The 20,817-nt window shown below is 68.2% G+C and carries 20 protein-coding genes and 1 tRNA gene; 7 read left to right on the forward strand and 14 right to left on the reverse strand.

The features are described 5' to 3' along the window. Window positions 1-28: 28 nt before the first annotated feature. From F6X38_RS03265 to F6X38_RS03280, 4 genes are all read right to left on the reverse strand, one after another. Window positions 29-784, reverse strand: coding sequence for an ATP-binding cassette domain-containing protein (locus tag F6X38_RS03265; RefSeq protein WP_150968116.1), 756 nt, complete (start codon window positions 782-784; stop codon window positions 29-31). Continuing rightward, window positions 777-1,838 carry an ABC transporter permease subunit gene (locus F6X38_RS03270; RefSeq protein ID WP_150968117.1) on the reverse strand — a complete coding sequence of 354 codons (1,062 nt, stop codon included), beginning with the start codon at window positions 1,836-1,838 and terminating at the stop codon, window positions 777-779. The genes F6X38_RS03265 and F6X38_RS03270 overlap by 8 nt, the downstream gene beginning before the upstream one ends. 94 nt (window positions 1,839-1,932) lie before the next feature. Next, window positions 1,933-2,925 (reverse strand): ABC transporter substrate-binding protein, encoded by a 993-nt coding sequence (locus tag F6X38_RS03275; RefSeq protein ID WP_150968118.1) that lies wholly within the window; start codon window positions 2,923-2,925, stop codon window positions 1,933-1,935. A gap of 139 nt (window positions 2,926-3,064) precedes the next feature. Further along, window positions 3,065-3,970, reverse strand: a complete 906-nt coding sequence (locus F6X38_RS03280; RefSeq protein WP_150968119.1) for a sugar-binding transcriptional regulator — start codon at window positions 3,968-3,970, stop codon at window positions 3,065-3,067. Between the two features lie 167 nt (window positions 3,971-4,137). Between F6X38_RS03280 and F6X38_RS03285 the strand changes: the two genes are divergently transcribed. Further along, on the forward strand, window positions 4,138-5,055 hold the full coding sequence (locus tag F6X38_RS03285; protein WP_246191170.1) for a tagatose-bisphosphate aldolase: 918 nt from the start codon (window positions 4,138-4,140) through the stop codon (window positions 5,053-5,055). Next, window positions 5,052-6,467: an ROK family protein gene (locus tag F6X38_RS03290; protein ID WP_150968120.1), complete on the forward strand. Its 1,416-nt coding sequence runs from the start codon at window positions 5,052-5,054 to the stop codon at window positions 6,465-6,467. The genes F6X38_RS03285 and F6X38_RS03290 overlap by 4 nt, the downstream gene beginning before the upstream one ends. On the opposite strand, the gene F6X38_RS03295 is transcribed toward F6X38_RS03290, so the two are convergent. From F6X38_RS03295 to gph, 4 genes are all read right to left on the reverse strand, one after another. Then, window positions 6,464-6,781, reverse strand: a complete 318-nt coding sequence (locus tag F6X38_RS03295; protein WP_150968121.1) for a hypothetical protein — start codon at window positions 6,779-6,781, stop codon at window positions 6,464-6,466. The two genes, F6X38_RS03290 and F6X38_RS03295, sit on opposite strands and share 4 nt — an antisense overlap. 162 nt (window positions 6,782-6,943) lie before the next feature. Then, window positions 6,944-8,395 (reverse strand): NADP-dependent succinate-semialdehyde dehydrogenase, encoded by a 1,452-nt coding sequence (gabD, locus tag F6X38_RS03300; protein ID WP_150968122.1) that lies wholly within the window; start codon window positions 8,393-8,395, stop codon window positions 6,944-6,946. Window positions 8,396-8,699: 304 nt separating this feature from the next. Continuing rightward, window positions 8,700-8,774, reverse strand: a tRNA-Val gene (locus F6X38_RS03305). Between the two features lie 57 nt (window positions 8,775-8,831). After that, on the reverse strand, window positions 8,832-9,512 hold the full coding sequence (gene gph / locus F6X38_RS03310) for a phosphoglycolate phosphatase (RefSeq protein ID WP_246191171.1): 681 nt from the start codon (window positions 9,510-9,512) through the stop codon (window positions 8,832-8,834). 154 nt (window positions 9,513-9,666) lie between these two features. Here gph and F6X38_RS03315 point away from each other — a divergent pair, with 154 nt between their 5' ends. Then, entirely contained in the window at window positions 9,667-10,560 is an 894-nt protein-coding gene (locus F6X38_RS03315) for an SDR family oxidoreductase (protein WP_150968124.1), read from the forward strand. Between the two features lie 196 nt (window positions 10,561-10,756). Here the strand turns inward: F6X38_RS03315 and F6X38_RS03320 are convergent, their stop codons facing one another. Beyond that, window positions 10,757-12,823, reverse strand: a complete 2,067-nt coding sequence (locus F6X38_RS03320; protein ID WP_150968125.1) for an NAD(+) synthase — start codon at window positions 12,821-12,823, stop codon at window positions 10,757-10,759. A 219-nt stretch (window positions 12,824-13,042) separates the two neighbouring features. Here F6X38_RS03320 and F6X38_RS03325 point away from each other — a divergent pair, with 219 nt between their 5' ends. Further along, the gene (locus F6X38_RS03325) at window positions 13,043-13,486 is read left to right on the forward strand and encodes an RNA polymerase sigma factor sigma-70 region 4 domain-containing protein (RefSeq protein ID WP_150968126.1); all 444 of its coding nucleotides are present in this window, start codon (window positions 13,043-13,045) and stop codon (window positions 13,484-13,486) included. Between the two features lie 9 nt (window positions 13,487-13,495). Here F6X38_RS03325 and F6X38_RS03330 read toward each other — a convergent pair whose 3' ends face one another. Beyond that, window positions 13,496-14,968, reverse strand: coding sequence for an HWE histidine kinase domain-containing protein (locus F6X38_RS03330; RefSeq protein WP_150968127.1), 1,473 nt, complete (start codon window positions 14,966-14,968; stop codon window positions 13,496-13,498). Window positions 14,969-15,162: 194 nt separating this feature from the next. Between F6X38_RS03330 and F6X38_RS03335 the strand changes: the two genes are divergently transcribed. Both F6X38_RS03335 and F6X38_RS03340 read left to right on the forward strand, forming a co-directional pair. Further along, window positions 15,163-15,933 (forward strand): triose-phosphate isomerase, encoded by a 771-nt coding sequence (locus F6X38_RS03335; protein WP_161992600.1) that lies wholly within the window; start codon window positions 15,163-15,165, stop codon window positions 15,931-15,933. Window positions 15,934-15,951: 18 nt separating this feature from the next. Then, complete coding sequence (locus tag F6X38_RS03340) at window positions 15,952-17,124, forward strand: bis-aminopropyl spermidine synthase family protein (RefSeq protein ID WP_150968129.1); 1,173 nt, start codon at window positions 15,952-15,954, stop codon at window positions 17,122-17,124. Here F6X38_RS03340 and F6X38_RS03345 read toward each other — a convergent pair whose 3' ends face one another. From F6X38_RS03345 to F6X38_RS03355, 3 genes are all read right to left on the reverse strand, one after another. Then, the gene (locus F6X38_RS03345; protein WP_150968130.1) at window positions 17,125-17,430 is read right to left on the reverse strand and encodes an acyl carrier protein; all 306 of its coding nucleotides are present in this window, start codon (window positions 17,428-17,430) and stop codon (window positions 17,125-17,127) included. Then, window positions 17,409-18,713 (reverse strand): HAD-IIIC family phosphatase, encoded by a 1,305-nt coding sequence (locus tag F6X38_RS03350; RefSeq protein ID WP_150968131.1) that lies wholly within the window; start codon window positions 18,711-18,713, stop codon window positions 17,409-17,411. Before F6X38_RS03350 ends, F6X38_RS03345 begins: the two co-directional genes overlap by 22 nt. A gap of 347 nt (window positions 18,714-19,060) precedes the next feature. Continuing rightward, window positions 19,061-19,414 (reverse strand): S-adenosylmethionine decarboxylase family protein, encoded by a 354-nt coding sequence (locus F6X38_RS03355; protein ID WP_150968132.1) that lies wholly within the window; start codon window positions 19,412-19,414, stop codon window positions 19,061-19,063. 124 nt (window positions 19,415-19,538) lie between these two features. On the opposite strand from F6X38_RS03355, the gene F6X38_RS03360 reads away from it, so the two are divergent. Next, the gene (locus F6X38_RS03360; RefSeq protein WP_150968133.1) at window positions 19,539-20,045 is read left to right on the forward strand and encodes a GNAT family N-acetyltransferase; all 507 of its coding nucleotides are present in this window, start codon (window positions 19,539-19,541) and stop codon (window positions 20,043-20,045) included. 4 nt (window positions 20,046-20,049) lie between these two features. Here the strand turns inward: F6X38_RS03360 and F6X38_RS03365 are convergent, their stop codons facing one another. After that, window positions 20,050-20,811, reverse strand: a complete 762-nt coding sequence (locus F6X38_RS03365; protein ID WP_150968134.1) for an SDR family NAD(P)-dependent oxidoreductase — start codon at window positions 20,809-20,811, stop codon at window positions 20,050-20,052. Window positions 20,812-20,817: the final 6 nt, after the last annotated feature.

Consider the following 20,817-nt stretch of genomic DNA (forward strand, 5'->3'; position numbering starts at 1 on the left):
GTCGCGCAACCCTTCGCTCAGGCGGCCGCTAGCCGCCCACCATCAGCTTCACGACCTCGTCGTGCGTCGTCTCGGAGATTCGCCGCGCACCGGCCTGGACACCGCGGCGCAGCACGACGATGCGGTCGGAGACGGCGAAAATGTCCTGGAGGTTGTGCGAGATGAAGATGACGCCCCGCCCCTGGCTTTTAAGCTGGCGGATCAGCGACAGGACCTTGCGCTGCTCGGGCACGCCGAGCGCGGCGGTCGGTTCGTCCATGATCAGGATCTGCGCGTTCCAGTAGACGGCGCGGCCGATCGCGACGGCCTGGCGCTGGCCGCCGGAGAAGTTCGAGACCGGCGCATCCATGCGGGAGACGTGGAAGTCGAGGAGCGCCATCGTCTCGCGCGCCGCCGTCGCCATCTTCCTGCGGTCCAGCACCGGCAGGAAGCCGAAACGCTTCGTCATCGGCTCGCGGCCAAGGAAGATGTTCGCGCCGATCGTCAGGTTGTCGGCAAGGGCGAGGTCCTGATAGATCGTCTCGATCCCCTTCTCGCGCGCGTCCTGCGGCGTCGAGAAATGCACCGGCTCGCCCTTCAGCCGGATTTCGCCGGCGGTCGGCTTGTAGACGCCCGAGATCGCCTTGATCAGCGTCGTCTTGCCGGCGCCGTTGTCGCCGGCCAGGGCCACGACCTCGCCCGGCCCGATCGACATCGAGAAGTCGTCGAGCGCGCGCACCGCGCCGAAATGCTTCGACAGGTTGCGGACTTCAAGGAGAGCCTCGCCCTTCGCTGTCTCACTCATCGACGCGCCCTCCGCTGAAGCGGCGTTGCGCCTGATCGATCAGCACCGAGATGATGATCACGACGCCGACCGAGATGAACTGCCAGAACGGCTCGACGTTGACGAAGACGAGGCCGTATTGGATCACCGCGATCACTAGCGCCCCCGCCACGGTGCCGAGGATCGTGCCGGAGCCGCCGAAGAGGCTCGCGCCGCCGATTACCACCGCCGCGACGCAGTCGAGCAGCAGCGGCTCGCCCGCCTGCGCCGCGCCGGCCGAGAAGCGCGCCGTATAGAGCACGCCCGCCACCCCGGCGCACATCGCCGACAGGACATAGAGGCGAAGCAGGTGCCACTTGATGTCGATGCCCGATCGGCGCGCGGCCTGCACGTTCGCGCCGATCGCGTAGTTGTGCTGGCCGAAGCGCGTCTGGCTCAGCAGGTAGTGCATGATGAGGACGAAAACCGCCGTGACGATCACGATCCAGGGGATGCCGTGGAAGCGCCCGTTGCCGAGCGTCGCAAGAAAGGAGTTGCGCACCGGCACCGTGGTGCCGCCGGCAAGAAGGAAGGCGACGCCGCGCGCGACGCCGAACATGCCGAGCGTGCCGATGAAGGGCGGCACGCGCAGGCGCGATACGAGGAGACCGTTCACGAAGCCGGGGATGCACGCGACCGCCACCGCGGCGACCGCCCCGACCAGCACCGCCGCCGGCAACGGCAGCGCCGCGCCGGCCGCGTTCGCGACATGTGCCACGACGACGGCCGCCAGCCCCATGATGAAGCCCATCGAAAGGTCGATGCCGCCGGAGATGATGACGAATGTCTGGCCGATGGCGAGAAGCAGCGGGGCGACCGCGAAGATCGCGATCGACTGGACGTTGTAGGAGCTGAAGACGAACGTCCCGCCGAAATCCGCCCGCGCCCACAGCTCGAAGCCGATCAGCAGCGCCAGCAGGAACAGCCAGGCGCGAAGGTCGGCGATCCGTTGCACCAGCGTGCGCGCGGGATCGGCATGGTCGGCCTGGGGCGCGGCGTAGGTCTCGGCCTCGGCCGGCGGTTCGGAAGCGGTCATGGATCATCCGTCGGCAGGGTCGCGCGGCGGCGACGATCGGATACGGCAGCGGGCGGCGAGATCGTCCGCCGCCCGCCCCGCGCTGGTGGGCGGATCAGTCCGAGTAGACGTACTTCGCGACGTTCGGGTCGGAGACGTTCTGCTTGTTGATGATGGTGAAGCCGGTGCCGATGGCTGTCGGAATCGACTGGCCGGTGAGATGGGCGTAGGCCGACATGACGCCGAAATAGCCGATCTCGGCCGGGTGTTGCGCGATGGCCGCGTCCACGAGGCCGGAATTGATGTTGTCGACGATCGAGGTCGGGGCGTCGAAGGCGATCACCTTGACGTTGCCGGTCTGGCCCGCCTGCTGCACGCCGTTGCCGGCGCCGATGGCGGAGAAGAGGTTCGCGCCGAACACGCCCTTCAGGTCCGAGTTGCGGGCATAGACCGCCTGGAGCTGCGAGGCGGCGCGGTTCGCGTCGTTCTCGTTGAACTGGGTTTCGAGCACGGTGATGTTCGGATGGTTCTCCTTCATCTCCGCCTTGAAGCCCTCTTCGCGCTGGTCAGTGGTGGAGATGCCGGGCTTGACGTTCGACACGTAGACCTTGCCGCCGCCCTCGCCGATCGCGTCGGCCAAGGCACGGGCCGCCATGCGGCCGCCCATGACGTTGTCGGAGGCGATGTAGGAGAGCGGGAAGTCGGCGTCGCCTGAACCCGTCTGGTATTTGCCGGTGCCGATGAACGTGTCGACGGTGATCACCGGGATGCCGGCGTCCTGCGCCTTCTTCAGCGGCTCGACGAGCTGCGTCACGTCGGTCGGGGCGATGAGGATCGCGTCGGGCTTGCGAGCGATGATCGCGTCCAGCACCGGCACCTGCGTCGTCGGGCTGAACTCCGGGCCGCCCTGGAACACGAGGTCGACGCCGAGCGCGTCGGCGGCCGCCTTCGCGCCCTTGTTCATGGTGATGTAGAAGGCGTCGGTGGTCAGCCCGGGAATGAGGGCGATCGTGTACTTTTTGCCCTGCGCATGCGCCGCCGAGCCGATGCCGACCGACAGTGCCAAGGCCAGCCCGACGCCGGCCTTCAGAATCGAACGACGCTCCATGATTCCCTCCCCGCGAGCGATTCCTCCGCATGCGCTCCCACACATGCTTCCCGAGGCCCGAACCGGGTTGCTTCGCGTTCCGGCATGATTCATTCGGCGAATGCCGAACGTCAAGTGCAAATCGTTTCTGCAAACAATTTCAGTCGGACTTCCTGGCTTCGGCTCTCGCGAGCACCGCCTCGGCCGTGCGGGCGTCGGTGGCAAGCGCCGAAATCAACCGCGCGCGTGCCGCGCCGAGGATCGCGATGGCCTTGTTCTCACCGGCGGCGACGCCGATGACGAGCGGAACCCGGCGGAGCTGCGTCGCGGACATCGCGATCATCCGCCGCTCGCCTTCCCATTCGATCAGCCGGCCAGCTGCATCGAAATAGTGGCGAATCACGTCACCGGCGGCATCGCCGAGCGCCTGCTCGTCGGGCGTCGCCGCGCTGGCGTCGGGCGCGTTCTTCGAATGCGGCAGGCCGATGCCGACGAGCGCGGCGTCGACATGATCCCAGAGGCCGACGCCTTCGGCGATGGCGGGATCGGCGAGGAACGCTTCGCGGGTCGCGGCAGACGGCAGGTAGGGCGCGTGGACGAAATGCGGCGCGCCCCCGAAACGTTCTGCCGCGAACCGGACGAACTCGTTCACCTGGAAATGTGGTGCGTGCTGCTGCATTCCGCCGGTCGCCGGCACGACCCGCACGCCGGCGAAGCTTGGCAGCTTCGCTTCCACGACGGCACGGACCGCCCGGCCCCAGCCGATGGCGACCGTCGATCCGGGCTTCAAAGCCGCTTGGCCGAGCAGTTCTCCGACCGGCTCGGCCAGCCTGTCGAGCATCGGGGCGCCGGGCGTTTCGACGACTGCAGCGGCTTTCAAGCCGAGCTTACTCGTCAGATCGCGGACCAGCTCGTCCGGGGCCGCGAGATCGCGCACCTCGATCCGCACGATCCCTTCCGCCCGCGCCCGCTGCAGCAGGCGCGAGATGGTGGCGGCGGAGACGCCGAGCCGCTTGGCGATGTCCACCTGACTGAGTTCGGCCTCGTAGTGAAGCTTCGCGACCATGTGCAACGTGGATCGCGAAGCGTTCTGATCGGGCGGAAGCGAGACGGGCAGCTTGCAATTCCTTTCAGCAATATGTTACATCCTACCGCAAGGCGACCACCCGCGCAATCGCATGCGCCTATCGTGGAACGCGTTCGCGGTTCCGCGACAATACGGGAAGAGGACCCATGCCTTCACGCATGACCACGGCCGAACTGCGGGGCTACCATCAGATCTGCGGGCCGGACGGTGCGATGATGGTGATCGCCTGCGATCAGCGCGGCGGCATGCGCACCCTTCTGGCGAGCGACCCGGAGGCGCAGGCGCGGATCGGCAACGACGTGCTCGGCCATACGAAGGCGGACATCACGCGCTATCTGGCGAGCCAGGCGTCTTGCGTGCTCGTCGATCCCGTCTGCGCCGTGCCGCACCTCGTGGACGACGCGGTGCTGGCGCGCGATACGGCGCTGCTGATCGGGCTCGATGCGTCCGGCTGGGACACCTCGCCGGAAGGCTACCGCCTTTCCAAGCTGGTCGAGGGCGTCGACGCGCGCCGGGTCCGCGCGCTCGGCGGCACGGGTGGCAAGATCATGGTGTATCTCCGCTCCGACACGCCGGCGGCGAACACCCACAACATCGCGATCCTCGAACAGACGATCGCGGACTTCGCGCGGGAGGACCTGCTGCTGGTGGTCGAGTTCCTCACCTACGCGCTCGAAGGCGAGAGCGCCGAGGAATACAAGGCGAAGATTCCGGAGCTGATCCAGGGCGGCTCCCGCATCTGCCTGGAACTCGGATCGAAGGTGCTGAAGATCCCCTACCCCGGCTCGGCGGAATCCTGCGCGGCGGTGACGGCACTCGCCGGCGACGTTCCGTGGGCGGTGCTGTCGGCCGGCGTCGACCACGAGACCTTCCTCGGTCAGGTCGAGACCGCCATGCGGAACGGTGCGTCCGGCGTCATTGCCGGCCGCTCGCTGTGGAAGGACTGCATCTCGCTCGACCGTGCCGAAACGCGGATGCGGCTGGAGACGGTCGCCGTCCCGCGGCTTCGCCAAATCCAGGCGGCGATCGCCCGGCATCGCGAGCCGGCCGCCAAGGTGGCATGACGCCGAGGACGGCGATCGGCATCGACATCGGCGGCACGCATCTGCGCGCGGCGCGGGTTTCGCGCGATGGCGCGATTCAGCAGCATGCGAAGGCACCGAGCGCTGCCGATGCCGCGTCGGTACTCGACCGCATCGCACGCCTGATCGAACAGGTCGACGACGCCTCGGTTGCCGGGATCGGCATCGGCATCCCCGGAAGGGTGGACTTCGCGAGCCGTCGCGTCCTGTCCGGCGGCTACGTCGATCTCTCGAAAGTGAACCTCGCGGACGAGATCGAGCAGCGCTTCCGCCGTCCCGTCACGGTCGACAACGATTGCTCGATGGCGCTCGTCGCCGAATGCGCCGTCGGAGCCGCGGCGGGCGCGCGGAACGTCGTGATGCTGACGATCGGAACCGGCATCGGCGGGGCGATCATGGAAGGCGGCCACATCGTCCGCGCCCGCGGTACGGCCGGCCAGCTTGGACACGTGCCGGTCGACCCGCGCGGGCTGCCCTGCGTCTGCGGCCGGCGCGGCTGCGTCGAGACCGTGTCGTCCGGCACGGCGCTCGGCCGGCACATCGCTGACGGCGGCTTCCCGATCGGCACGACCGCGGCGGAACTCCTGTCGCTGCGCGAGCGGTGCGACGACGCGGCGCGCCGCGTGCTCCATGCCTGGGCCGCGCCGCTGCGCGTGGCGATCGACGGCCTCGTCGCAGCGCTCGACCCCGAGGTCGTGGTGCTCGGTGGCGGGCTCGGTCGGGCGGCGTTCGAGGCGTTGGCCGGTGTCGAGACGGCGCCCTCCTGGTACGAAAGCCGAGTCGTCCCCGCCGCGCTCGGCGACGAAGCGGGTGCCATCGGCGCGGCGCTCGCCAGCCTCCCCGGTCCGGCTCGCATCAAACGGCTGGTCATCGTCAACGGCGTCCCGGCGAGCGGCAAGAGCGGCGTCGCGCATGCGCTGTCGCGTGAGACCGGCTGGCCGGTCCTGTCGCTGGACACGGTGAAGAACCCCTTCCTCGAAGAGATCGAGGGCGTCGACCGACCGTTCAATCGCAAGCTCGGCCGCGCCAGCATGCGAGCGATGTTCGCGCTCGTGAAAGAAGCGCCGGCCGGAACCACCGCGATCATGGACGCTTGGTTCGGCTTCCAGCCGCGGGACTGGATCGAGGCCCTGATCGCGGATGCCGGCGTCGATGCGCTCACGGAAATCTGGTGCTCGGCCCCGCCGGAGGTCATCGGCCGGCGCTACGGCGAGCGCGCGGCGCTCCGACTGCCGGGGCATCCGGGCGCGGACTATGTGCCGGAATTGGTCGAGCTGGCCGACCGCGCGCGACCGCTCGGCTTCGGTCGATATTTCGAGATCGACACCACCCGTTCTCTCGAAGTCGCCGACTTGCGCGGGCGGCTAGAGGCGGCCTTCCGGAGCGCGAGCTAGGGCTTGTAGATTCCGCCGCCGCGCAACTCGCGGTCGGAAAGATCCGATTTCGCCATCGGCGGCATGACGTCGGCCGAATCGCCCTTGCCGAACGGCAGCGCCTGCCATCGCACCTCGCCGTCGATCACCGCGAGCAGCCATGTCCGGCCGGTCTGATGGTCGAGGAGGATCGTCACCGGCGGCGTCGAGTTCGGGGCGGTCGCCGGCAGGCCCGACAGCGTGCCGGGCCGGATCTCGTAGCGCGGTCCGCCCTCATCGGCGCGGGCGGCACTCGCGAACAGTCCCGCCAACACGATAGCCAGCGTCCAGCGCATCCGCCGCCCTCCGATCGTCGCAAGCGGCAAGTGTCGGCGCATCGACCGATGGAAGCAAGGGCGCGGCGATGGCCGCCCGCCGACATGGTTTCCGAAACCCTGCCGGATGCGATCTCCGAAGGTGGACGAAGCACCGGTGCCCGGGATGCGACCGTCGCTTTGCTAGGAGATGCCGCCGAGACAGACGTATTTGATCTCGGTGAACTCCTCGATGCCGTAGCGCGAGCCTTCGCGGCCGAGGCCGGAGGACTTCATGCCGCCGAACGGCGCTTCGGCGGTCGAGATCAGGCCGGTGTTGACGCCGACCATGCCGTATTCCAGCGCCTCGGCGACGCGGAACACACGCGCGAGGTCCTTGGCGTAGAAGTACGAGGCGAGGCCGAACTCGGTATCGTTGGCCTGCCGGATCACATCGGCCTCGTCGCGGAAGCGGAAGAGCGGCGCGACGGGCCCAAAGGTTTCCTCCCGCGCCATCGCCATCTCGGCCGTGACGTCGGCGATCACCGTCGCCTCGAAGAACGTGCCGCCGAGCGCGTGGCGCTTGCCTCCCTCGACCACCCGCGCGCCCTTGCCCGTCGCGTCGGCGACGTGCTCCTCGACCTTGGCGAGCGCCGCCGCGTCGATCAGCGGCCCAAGCGTCACGCCTTCCTGGAAGCCGTTGCCGGTCTTCAGCTTCGCTACCGCGCCGGCGAGCTTCTCGGCGAAGGCCTCGTAGACGCCCTCCTGCACGTAGAGGCGGTTGGCGCAGACGCAGGTCTGCCCGTTGTTGCGGAACTTCGCGATGATCGCCCCTTCCACCGCCGCGTCGAGATCGGCATCGTCGAAGACGATGAAGGGCGCGTTGCCGCCGAGCTCCAGTCCGAGCTTCTTGATTGTCGGCGCCGACTGCCGGTAGAGCTCGGCCCCGACCTCGGTCGAGCCGGTGAAGGTCAGCTTGCGCACCACCGGGTTCGCCGTCATCTCCGCGCCGATCTCGCGGGCCGAGCCCGTGACGACGCTGAACAAACCCTTCGGCAGGCCGGCACGTTCGGCGAGAACGGCGAGCGCGATGGCCGAGAACGGCGTCTGCGCGGCGGGTTTCAGCACCATGGCGCAGCCGCTCGCCAGCGCCGGTCCGGCTTTCCGGGTGATCATCGCGTTCGGAAAGTTCCACGGCGTGATCGCCGCGACGACGCCGATCGGCTGCTTCATCACCAGGATGCGCTTGTCCGGCTGGTGGCCGGGCACGATGTCGCCGTAGACGCGGCGGCCCTCTTCGGCGAACCATTCGATGAAGCTCGCGCCATAGGCGATCTCGCCCTTGGCCTCGGCCAGCGGCTTGCCCTGTTCGAGCGTCAGGATACGGCCGAGATCGTCCTGGTTGGCCATCATCAGTTCGTACCAGCGGCGCAGGATCGCACCGCGCTCCTTGGCGGTGCGCGCGGCCCAACCTTTCTGGGCGACTTCGGCCGCCGCGATGGCGGCCCGCGTTTCCGCCGCACCGAGTTTGGGCACGTGTCCGATCACCCCGCCCGTCGCCGGATCGGTGACGGCGATGCCTTCGCCGCGGGCTTCATGCCATTCGCCACCGATCAGCGCGGCCTGGCGGAAAAGCGTCGGATCCTTGAGCTGCATGGTCGAACCTCGGTTGTTACGGACGCAGGAAGAAGACGCGGCGTGGAGCGACGTCAAGCAATTGCGCATCGACGGGTCGTGCCACGGGGAAAGTGAAGCATAATCATCGGCTCGGTCGTGAGACGCCGTGACGTTCTAAAAATCGAGCCAGCCGATTTGCTGGCAACACAAGCGACAGTCGCCCAACGCTGAAAACCGGTCGTTTCGACCGGGGTTATCCAGTTTCCGCTCGCATCGCGGCTTGCGGTGCGCGTCGACGCGCACCGGCCGCTAATTCGAGGATCATCGGTGTCGAACAGTTGAATGGTGGGCGCGACAGGGATCGAACCTGTGACCCCCTCGGTGTGAACGAGGTGCTCTCCCGCTGAGCTACGCGCCCGGCGCGCGGTACGAACCGCCGCGGTCCGGGCGATATAATCCGCCGCGGGGCGCAGCGTCAATCGCGGCCGTGCCGTTCGATCAGGCGATCGCACAGGTCGGCGTCGAGATCGTCGTAGGTCTCGATCACGGCGTCGGCGGTGCGGCGCGCCCGCTCGTCGGGAGCGTAGCCGAAGTCGACGAGGATCGAGGGGACGCGAGCCGCGACGGCCGCATCCGTATCGGTCGCGGTGTCGCCTATCATGATCGCCTCCTCGCGCGCGGCCCCTGCCCGCTCGATGGTGCCGAGCAGATGCACCGGGTCCGGTTTCCGGCGCGCGAAGGTGTCTGCTCCGCAGATCGCGGCGAAACGGTCCGACAGACCAAGCGTATCGAGCAGCAGGCGCGACAGCCGTTCCGTCTTGTTGGTGCAGACGGCCAGCCGGTAGCCGGCGCTGCGCAGCCGCTCCATCGCCTCCACGACGCCTGGGAAAGGCGCCGAAGCATCGGCGATATGCGCTTCGTAATAGGCGAGGAAACGCGCGAGCTGCCCATCGGCTTCCTGCTCGGACAGGGGATGGCCGGCATGCGTATAGGCATGCTGCAGCATCACCTTCGCACCGTGCCCGGCATGCGGGCGGACGAGTTCCAGCGTCGTCGGCGGCAGCCCGACCTCGACGAGGCAATGGTTCAGGCTGGCCCAGAGATCGGGCGCGGTATCGACGAGCGTACCATCGAGATCGAAGACGGCGACAGGCACGGAACGGCTGTTCTCCCTTTGGTGGCTCCTTGTCGGGACCGCCGGCCGGGACGTCAAGCTTTGCGGCCGGCTAACAAGCCGCACCCCCGTCTTCCGGAACATCGGCTCGCTTGGGCGGGTTTCGACTGCTTTCACCGCCAATAAGGAACGAACCATGGCCGATCGGCTGACCATGCAGGATCCCCGCAAGCAGTACCCGCAGCCGCCCTTCCCGCGCCAACCGCAGCCCGTGCCCGGCGAGGCGGCGAAGATGGACCCGAAGCCGGATCATGGCGAGGAAAGCTACAAGGGTTCGGGCAAGCTCACCGATCGCAAGGCGCTGATCACCGGCGGCGATTCGGGCATCGGGCGTGCCGCCGCGATCGCCTATGCCCGCGAGGGCGCGGATGTCGCGATCGTCTATCTGCCGGACGAGGAGGCCGACGCGAGGGAGGTCATCGCGCTGATCGAGGCCGAAGGGCGCAAGGCCGTGGCACTGCCGACCGACATCACGGTCGAGGCGAACGCCCGCAAGCTTGTCGCCGACGCGGTGGCGCAACTCGGCGGGCTCGACATCCTCGTCATCAATGCCGGCCGGCAGCAGAACCGCGAGGACATCTCGAAGGTCTCATCGGAGGACTTCGACAAGACGATGAAGACCAACCTCTACGCGATGCACTGGATCGCGCAGGAGGCGGTTCCGCATCTGCCGCCCGGGGCGTCGGTGATCACGACAGCGTCGGTGCAGGCCTACGAGCCATCGGCGATCCTCCTCGACTACGCGACCACGAAGGCCGGCATCGTCGCCTACACGAAGGCGCTGGCGAAGCAGCTTATGGAGAAGGGCATCCGCGCCAACGTCGTCGCCCCCGGTCCGTTCTGGACGGCATTGCAGTCGAGCGGCGGCCAGCCGCCGGAGAAGGTGATGAAGTTCGGGGCGGAGAGCGCGTACGGCCGCCCGGGCCAGCCGGTTGAGATCGCGCCGGTCTACGTGCTGCTCGCGAGCCAGGAAGGCAGCTACATCTCCGGCGAGGTCTACGGCGTGACGGGCGGCGCCGGCGTCGCCTGAGCGCGGCCGACCCTCCGCATTCTCGTACCGAGCGGCAGCATGCCGACGAACGGAAGCAGTCTTGCGGCGGTCCTCCCCGCCGTCGAGGCCGGCCACTTCGTCGCGCTGCTGACGCTCTGCGGCAGCCGCTTCGCGCGGCAAATCCACCTGTCCGATACCGACACGATCCTGACGGCCTGGGAGCGCGCCGGTCGCGCTAGCGAGCGAGATCCGGAAGCGCGGCGCGCAGTTCGCCGATCCAGGCGTCGGCGACGCTGTCGGACGGCGCGCGCCAGTCGCCGCGCGGGCTGAGGGCGCCGCCGGCGGTGATCTTCGGGCCGTTCGGGATAGCGCTGCGCTTGAATTGGCTCGTCTGGAAGAACCGGAAGAGGAACGCTTCCAGCCAGCGCGCGATCGTCGGCAGGTCGTAGGCGTTGCGGCCTTCGGCTGGGAAGCCGGCCGGCCATGATCCCCGCTCAACGTCGCCCCATGCATGCGAGGCCAGGAACGCCGTCTTCGACGGCGGCAGTCCGTAGCGAAGCGTATGGAACAGGAAGAAGTCGTGCAGTTCGTAGGGCCCGATCTTCGCTTCCGTGCTCTGGATCGCGCCGGTCTCGTCGGCCGGCACGAGTTCGGGCGAAATTTCCGTCGAGAGAATCGCGCGGAGCACCTCGCAGGTTTCCTCCCCGAACTGCCTGGACGAGATCGACCAACGGATGAGATACTGGATCAGCGTCTTCGCCAAGCCGGCATTGACGGCGTAGTGGCTCATGTGGTCGCCGACGCCGTAGGTGCACCAGCCGAGCGCGAGCTCGGACAGGTCGCCGGTGCCGACGACAAAGCCGCGCCGCTGGTTGGCGATGCGGAAGAGGTAATCGGTCCTGAGGCCTGCCTGCACGTTCTCGAAGGCGATGTCGTAGACTGGCTTCCCTTCCGAAAAGGGGTGCCGCATGTCGGCGAGCATCTGGCGGGCGGCGGGGCGGATGTCGATCTCCGCCGCCTCGATACCGAGCGCGCGCATCAGCTTCCAGGCGTTGCCCTTCGTCTCGTCGCCGGTCGCGAAACCGGGCATCGTGTAGCCGAGGATCGTCGTGCGCGGCAGTTCGAGCAGGTCGCAGACCTTCGCCGCGACGATCAGCGCCTGCGTCGAATCGAGCCCGCCGGAAACGCCGATCACCATGCGCTCGGCACCGGTCGCCTCGAAACGGCGGACGAGGCCGTGAACCTGGATATTGAAGCTCTCGTAGCAGTCCTGGTCGAGGCGGGCCGGCGCGTCCGGCACGTAGGGGAAGCGCCGAGGACGCCGCTCCAGTCCGACATCGGCCGTCGTCGGCTCGTGCTTGAAGCGCACCGTGCGGAAGGTCGTCTCGGGATGGCCGTTGAACAGCGCGGCGTCGTTGAACGTACCGCAGCGCATCCGCTCAAGCCGGATCCGCTGCACGTCGACATCGGCGACGATGATCTGCGCGTTCCGCGAGAAACGCTCTGACTGCGCCAGCAGCTCGCCCATCTCGTGGATCGATCCCTGCCCGTCCCACGCGAGATCGGTCGTGCTTTCGCCGGATCCTGCGGCCGAATAAGCGTAGGCCGCCATGCAGCGCACCGACTGCGAGGCGGACAGCAGCGAGCGGTCGTCCGCCTTGCCGACGGTGACGGGCGAGGCCGACAGGTTGCAGAGGATCAGCGCGCCAGCAAGCGCCCCGCCGACCGAGGGCGGCAACGGCGCCCAGTAGTCTTCGCAGATCTCGACGTGGAACGTGAAGTCTGCGAGGTCTTCCGCAGCGAAGACCAGATCGAAGCCGAAGGGCACGGTCTGTCCCGTGAGGTCGATCGAAAGCCCGCGCAGCCCCGCGCCGGAGGCGAACTGCCGCTTCTCGTAGTATTCGCGGTAGTTCGGCAGATAGACCTTCGGCACCACGCCGAGAATGCGGCCGCGCCCGATCGCGACGGCGCAGTTGTAGATGCGCCCGTTGCGCCGCACCGGCGCGCCGACAAGGAGCACGGGCGAGAAGTCGCGTGACTCACGAATGATCCGCGCGATCGCCTCCTCCACGGCGGCGAGCAGCGCATCCTGCATTAGGAGGTCGTCGATCGCGTAGCCGGAAAGGTTCAATTCCGGGAAGATCAGGAGATCGACCGAGCGGCCGGACGCTTCCCGCGCCGCTTCGAGCGCAGCCTCGGCGTTGCGGCGCGGATCGGCCAAGAAGACCAGCGGCGTCGCCACGCCGACGCGCACGAAGCCGTGGCTGTGGATCGACGCGAATGGCTTATGCTCGGACGACATGCCCTTATCCGTGTTCCTGCGCTCCGGCAGGTGACCGGGCCCACCCGCGAAATTGGGATTAAGACCGCCGTTGTCGACCGCGCAAGAGGCGGGCCACGGCCATCGCCGGCCGCCGCGGAAAGCTGGGGACCGCGCGGGAACGTCTTGTGTTCGTTTCGTTTTGCGCCAATTCTCCCGGTGAGGACATTTGCTGGTTCGGTCAGGGAAAAGGCTTTCGTCTTGACGACCTTGCGGGAATTCGAAGACGCGCTGCGCGAGCACGGGCTGACATCGGCGCTTTCGGTGCTGGAGGTGCTGCGCGAGCGGGACCGGGCGAAGCGCTCGGTTCGCCCGGCGCGGCGCATCACGGGCAAGAAGATGACGCCCGATCTCGCGCGCCGCATCCTCGAGATGCACGAGAAGACCGGCATGACGCAGCAGGAGATCGCCTTCGAGGTCGGTGTCAACCAGGGCCGCGTCAACGAGGTCATCAAGCGAGGCAAGTGGCTGAGCGGCAATCCCGACGCACCGGAAGCCGTGGCGCGGGACAAGGCGAAGGCTCGGATGGACCGGCAGAAGGCGGCCATCGGCAGCCGCGCCGGCCGCACGCCGACCAAGCCTGCGCCGAAGAATGCGCCGAAGAAGAAGACTGGACCGGCCCAGTTGATGTTCGGCGACTTCTAAGGGCGCCCGCTACTCTTCCGGCGCCGTCAGACCGGCGAGCGGCGCATCGACCGTGAACACCAGACCCGTCGGCCGGTAGTCGATCGAAGTCGTTCCCCCGATCTCCGATGCCAGCGCCCGTTCGATCAGGCGGGAGCCGAAGCCGACCTGACGCGGCTTCTCGACCGGCGGCCCGCCGGATTCCTCCCAGCGGATGTGCAGCATCGGCTCGTCCTTCGCCGGGCCGACCGTCCAGCGGAAACGCACCGTGCCCGTCTCGTTGGACAAGGCTCCATACTTCACGGCGTTCGTCGCCAGTTCGTGCACCGCCATCGAGATGGCGAGCGCGGTGCGCGGCTTCAGCCGGACGGCATCGCCGCCGATGTCGAAGCGATCGTTGCCCGCATCCGTGAACGGCTTCAGCGCCTGCGCGACGAGATCGCCCATCGACGCGCCGCTCCAGCTTTCCTCCGTCAGGACGTCGTGGGCCATCGAGAGGGCGCGGATGCGCGAATCCGCCACCTCCCCCGCTTCCGCGACGGTTCGCGATGAGCGAAGCGACTGCCGGACGATCGACTGGACCGTCGCCAGCGTATTCTTGACCCGGTGGTTCAGCTCGCGCACCAGCAGCAACCGGTGTTCCTCGGCGCGCTTGCGCTGCGTCACGTCCAGCGCGACGCCGGCCAGCGCTACCGCCCTGCCGTCCGGTCCCGAGCTCGGCTGCCCGCGGACCTCCACCCACCGGACCTCGTCGCCTGGCAGCTCGACGCGAAATTCGATGTCGAAATCCCCGCCATCGGCGACGGCCGCATCGACGGCGTCGTGCCAGCGCGACCGATCCTCGCTCTGGATCGCGCCGATGAGATCCTCGTAGGCGAAACCGTCGCTGGCGGCCCGGCCGAAGATTTCCTTGCAAAGGTTCGACGCGACGAGGCGTTGGTCCGCTAGCTCGAGCGTCCATGAGCCGAGTCGGCCGGCGCGGAGCGTGAAGTTCAGCCGCTCCTCGCTCTGCGTCAGGTCGAAGACGCGCTGCCTGATCTCATCTTCGAGCGTTGCCTGATCGAGCTGCATGCGCTGCATGCTCTCCCGCTCGGGCGTCACGTCGTACTGCGAGGCGAAGAAGTAGGTCAGTTCCCCGTCATCGAAGACGGGGGAGATCAGAAGGCGATTCCAGAAACTCTCGCCGTTCTTCTTGTAGTTCAGGAGATCGATCTCGATCGGCGTGCGCGTTTCGACCGCCTCGCGGACCTTCGCGACATCCTCGGCATTCGTGCCGGTCCCCTGCAGGAAGCGACAGTTCCGCCCCAGCACCTCCTCCCGCGAGAAGCCCGACAGTTGCAGGAACGATCCGTTGCAGAAGACGATCGGATTATCGTCCTGCCGGGGATCGGTGATGATCATCGGCATCCGCGTCGTGCGGACGGCGGAGGCGAAGGGATCGGAGCTGCCGCCGGTGCCGTGGAGTTCCGAAAGGATGCGCCGCTGTTCCTGGTCGTCCGGCATTCGCTCTCCTTCCGATCGCCCACCGCGCCGGCCGGCACAGCGCAGCGCGCGGTCGATCTCGCCCCTCCTATGTGTCGTGATCGCGCCGGCCGTCGAGTTGCGAATTCGGCAACCGTCCACGTTTGTCGCCGGCCGGGCTTGGCGAAGGTGCATCGGACGCGCTACCGGCAAGGGACGAACGCGGGAGTGGAATGATGGTGAAGCGGCCTTGGATCGGCACGAACTGGAAGATGAACAAGACCTTCGCGGAGGCCGACGAGTTCTGCCGCGTCCTCGGCGGTTCCGAATTCGCCGACTGCGAGAAGGCGCAGCTTTTCGCCATCCCGACCGCGCTCGCCGTTTCCCGCGTGAGCGAAGCCCTGAAGGGGACGAACGTCCTCGTCGGCACGCAGAACATCCATTGGGAGGACGCCGGCCAGTTCACCGGTGAAATCTCCGCGCCCCAGGCGAAGGACGCAGGCGCGAAGATGGCGCTGATCGGGCACTCCGAGCGCCGCGAGATGTTCGGGGAAACGGACGAGACCGTGTCGTTGAAGGCAGCTGCCGCCGTGCGGCAGGGGCTGGTTGCGCTCGTCTGCATCGGCGACACGATCGACGAGTTCAACGACGGCCGGACGGCCGAGGTGCTGCGACGCCAGACCGAAATCGCCCTGTCCAAGATCGACTGGACGGGGGCCGAGACGCCGCAGGTGCTCGTCGCCTACGAGCCGGTCTGGTCGATCGGGGTGCGGGGTGTCCCGGCCGAGCCGGACTTCGTCGAGGAGCGCCACGCCGAGATCAAGCAGCTCTTCCGGTCGGCAGTCGGGCGAGACCTGCCGTTGCTCTACGGCGGCAGCGTCAACCCGCAGAACGCCGTCGACCTCGCCACCCGCGAGCCGGTGGACGGCCTCTTCATCGGCCGCTCCGCCTGGAACGCATCCGGCCTCGTCGGCATCGTCCGGGACGTCACGAACGCCCTCGCCTGATCGGGTCGAGGAAACGCCATGCAGCCCGACGCCGATAGCCGGCTCCTTGCCGTCGTCGCCGAAGCGACGAAACTGCGCGAAGGGCCGGAGGGCGTCGCCGCCTTGCTGCGCACCGTCCTCCGTTCCGGCCCGATGCCGTTGAACGAGCTGGCGAGGGCGGTGCGCCTGCCCCTCCCCGTCGCGACGGCGGTGCGCCGCGAACTCGAATCGGCAGGGTTGCTGGAACGAGGCGGTGGCGTTCGCCTGAGCGGAGCGGGGCGCCGCTTCTGCGAAACGGAACTCGCTCTCGCCTCTGGCATCGCTTCACCGGCCGCGACCGCTCATGCCGATGGATCCGCCGTCCCGCCAGCGCTGCATGCGGCCCTCGCCGCGATGGAGCGCCATCTCGCCAACGCGCCGCCGCCCATCGACGTGACGCTCGATCAGGCGCCCTGCACGGCCGAGACGGCCGTTCGCCGCGCCGAGGCGATGTTCGCGGCCGGCGCGGTCGAAGGCAGGCGCATCGCGCTGATCGGCGACGACGATTCGATGTCCGTTGCGATCCCCGCCGTTGCCGGCGCTTTCGGGGGGCCGCCGCGCGAAATCGTCGTGTTCGAGATCGATGCGGCGCGCTGCGAACAACTGGCCGCCGCCGCCGGGCACACCGGAGCGCCGGTGCGCGTGGTGCGCCACGACCTTCGCGAGCCGCTGCCCGAAGCCTGCCGCGGACGGTTCGACCTGTTCGTGACCGACCCGCCCTACACACTCGAGGGCATGGAGCTCTTCGTTTCGCGTGGGCTGGAAGCGATGCGAGAGGAAGTCGGCCTGCCGGCTTTCCTGTCCTATGGCGATCTTGCGGCTCCGGACCAGCTTGCGCTGCTGCGATGCGTAACGGCGCTCGGGCTCGCCCCGACGCGCATACGCCCGTCCTTCAATCGCTATGCCGGAGCCTCGATCCTCGGTTCGGTCGGCCAATTCATCGAGTTGCGGCTCGGCGAACTGCGAACGCCCGGCGAGCCGCGGCGGCACGAGGGGCCGATCTATACCGGCGAGGTACGGCCGCGCCGCCGACGCTATCGCTGTCGAGCTTGCGGCGTCGTCACCGTAGTCGGCACGGGCGAAACGCACGCGACCGTCGAAGCGTTGAAGCGGGACGGATGCCCGCGCTGCGGCGAGCACACGTTCCGGCGCGAAGGCCTCGTCGCCGGCTGATCAGCGCGCCTTCAGCGCTTCGTCCACGACCTCCACCAGCCCGGCGACGCTCGCCGCCTTCTCGATCGCGCCCATCGACAGGGCGATGCCGAAGGCCTTGTCGATCGCGAGCACGATGCGGACGTGGCCGAAACTGTCCCAGCCTTCGACATCGGCAGCGACCGTATCCAGACCGATCGTGTCCTTCGCCACGCCGAGGACATCCGCGACGACCGCGATGATCTTCGTCGCGACCGGATCGCCGGCCACGGTGCATTGCCCGGCGGTGCGGTCGGTGCCGGCGATCAGATCATCGTTCTGGCCCATCGGAGCGTCGTCCCTTCGATTGCAGCCATCTTCGCATCGAGCCGGATCGTCCAGGACGATCCATTCGCCTCGTCGAGATATTGCGAAAAGTACGCTCGCGCCGGTTCGTTGCGCGGAAGATGCTCGATCGTGCCGGAAATTTCCGTGCAGCCCGCCTCGTGCGCCAATCTGCCGAGGGCCTGCAGCATCGCCGCCTCGGCACCGCGCCCGAGCGCGCGGCAGCTGAGGAAAAACGCCTCCATCCGCGCCGTACGGCCTTCCACCGAAGCCAGAACCAGCCCGACCAGGCCGTGCGCGCCGAAGGCATCGTCCAGCCGAACCATGAAGTCGAGCGGCGAAGCGCGGTGCGCGAGTTCGGCGCCGTTCGGCCGCCAGCCGTTGAGCGCGAACTGGTTGACGCGGGACGCGAGTTCGGCGGCGCGCGGCAGCAGCGACGGCTTCAGCGGCTCCACTGTCAGAGCGCTCCGCAGCCGGCGCAGGAAGTCCGATACGTCGGCCGTTTCGCTCCGTAGCCGCTCGACGGCCTCCCGGCGGCGATACTGCTCCACGCGGTCGCCCGAAGCCGTCCCGCCCTGCCGCAACAGCGGATCGTCGTGCAGTGTGCGCGCGAACGCCTCGCGGTCGCCTGCGATCAGCCGGACGTCGGCATCCGGGAAGCGTGTCGCGACCTTGGCGCAGTTGACCGGATCGTCGTCCACGAACACCAGATGCTCGGCGGAAAGACCGAGCTCACCGAGCACGGTCGCCACCAGCGCGTCCTTCTCCGCCCAGCTGGCTTCCACCTCGGCGAAACCTTGCAGCGTGAGCGGCCAATCGGGATTGTCCGCGAACACCCGCTCCACATCCCGGCGGTCGTTGCGGCTGGCGACCGCCAGCAGAAGCCCATCCGCCGCCAGCGCTTTCAACGTTGCCGCGAAGGATGTGTCGAGCGCGATCCCCGCCTTGCCGTCCTCGGCGAGAGTGCCTGACCACAGCGTCCCGTCCAAATCGGTCACGAGCAGCTTGGCGGCCGTACCGAGGATACGAGTGGCGCGCGCCGCGGCAAGGTCGGCGATGCGATCGGCGGCTTCGGGTGTCGGGATCGCGCCGAAGGTGCTGCCGAACCGGTCGTCGATAACCGGGCCGCCCAGCCCCAGTCCCACGGCTTCGACCCCCGGCAGCTCCAAGCTACGATCGCCATCACCGGATACCACGAGGATCGGCACGGAACATCGCCCCGCCAGAGCCGTCGCCAACTCGGCGACCGACGCGGCGTCCGCTCCGAGCAGCGGCAGGAGCGCCATGTCGATGCAGGCAAGATCGGGCGCTTCCTCGGTGCGCAGAATGCCGGCAAGCGCCGCGAACCCGTCGACGGCGCGAAGCTCGACCGCGATGCCGGCGATGGCGAAGGCAAGACGCAGCGCATCCTCGATAGCGCGCGGCTGAAACGGCGCGGCGACGAGCAGCGTCAGTGGGCGGCCGAATCGCACACCTTTCAGGAGCGCAGCCGCCCGGTGCGCGCCGAGTTCGGCCCGCGCCTCGCGGAGAAGCCGCGACAGCGGCCCCCTCCCGACAACCGCGGCCGCTTCTACGGCCCCCCGGTCCAGCGGAGGCCGATCCGGCAGGAACCGCCAGAACGGCGGCGTTCCCGTCACGCCGGCAGCGGCTCGATATACCGCGTCACGAAGGAGCGCTCCACCACGCCGTTCGGACAGAGGCGCCGCGCGATCTCGTCGATCGCCCGGTCCTCGTCCATCTCCGGATTGCAGAGCAGGATATCGGCCAGCACCATCCGGTATTCCGGCCACGTCGTCAGCATGATGTGGCTTTCGGCGAGGAACAGGATCAGCGTGATGCCGTGCGGCACGTAGCGCTGCGCGTGCTCGCCGATGATCGTCGCGCCGACCGACTTCGCCGCCGCGATCGCCGCCTCCAGGAGTCGTACCTCGTCCTCGATCACGGCGTCGCAATTGCGCATGTCGGCGAGGACTTGGCGGATTCTCATCGGGCTCCGATCGTATGCGTGAACCGGCGGGGCGAGCCTTTCGCCGAGCGCGATCTTCGCCGCTGGCCTATATGCGTCCGGACGATGGGCGGCAAGCCGCGGCGATGGAAGTGGAATTCAGCGAATGGCGGATGGTGCCGGACGAAGCGGCGGGACGGCGGACGATCTGGTGGTCCGCCCGCTGGAGCAGGGAGATATCGAGGCGGTCGCGGCGTTCGAGGCGGAGATCGCCATCCGATCCTTCGCCGACGAGGCGGTGACGGACCTCGACCATTACCGGAAGAAGCTCGGCAAGCTCGTCCGCTACGGCGACGACTGGACCCGCGTCGCCGTGCGGCACGACACGGTCTGCGGTTGGGCGTGGGTGGCGTCGCGGCGCAACTTCATCACCAACGACCTCTATGCCGACTTCCGCTCCTTCTACGTCGACGGCCGGACGGCGGGTCCGGCCGCAGCGGTGGTGCTGCTCCGCGAGGTGCTGAAGCACTGCGAAGCGGAAGGCTTCACCCGCATCGTCGGCCGCACCGCCAGCTCGAACGCCGCGATGCGCTCGCTCTACGAGCTTGCCGGCTTTTCGGAGCGACACATCGTCTACGAGCTCGATATCGGCGCGGGACGGAAGCTCGGTTGAGGCGTCAGATCGAGCCGGCTTCGACCATGTAGTTGTTGGCCGTGCACATCGCGGCATCGTCGGATGCGAGGAACAGCACCATCCGCGCGAGATAGACCGGCTCGATCTCGACCGGGATGCACTGGCGTTCGAGATTGGCGGCGATGGCCTCCGGGGTGACCCATAGTTCCCGCTGCCGCTCGGTCATCACCCAGCCGGGCACGACCGTGTTGACCCGGATGCGGTGCCTGCCGAGATCGCGTGCGAAGGAGCGCGTCAGCCCGTGCACGGCGGATTTGGCCGTGGCGTAGACCGGCATGTTGCCGACAGCCTGCCACCACGAATTCGAGCCGAAGTTGACGATCGAACCCTTTCTGGCGGCGATCATTCCCGGTGCGACCGCCTGGATCGCGAAGAACATATGGCGGAGATTCGTGGCGATCCGCTCGTCGTAGTAGTCCGGCGTCACATCCTCCCAGCCGTGCCGGTCGTCGCGCGCCGCGTTGTTGACGAGCACCAGCGCGTCGCCATGCGCCGCTCCGAGCCGCGCGAAGGCGTTGCGCAGCGCGTCGATGTCTCGCAGATCGCACGCCTCGAACCTGACGTTCGCTTCGCCGCCGCCGAGTTCCGCCGCCAGCGCTTCGCCGCGCGCTGCGTCGAGATCGACGAATCCGACCTTGGAGCCCTGCGCCGCGAAGGCGCGAACGACATCCGCGCCGATCCCCGACGCGCCGCCGGTGACGATCACCGGCACGCCCTTCAGGCTTGGGTAGATTGCGAAGCTCATGAGTCC

The sequence above is a fragment of the Plantimonas leprariae genome (assembly GCF_008802405.1).
GTDB lineage: Bacteria > Pseudomonadota > Alphaproteobacteria > Rhizobiales > Rhizobiaceae > Plantimonas > Plantimonas leprariae.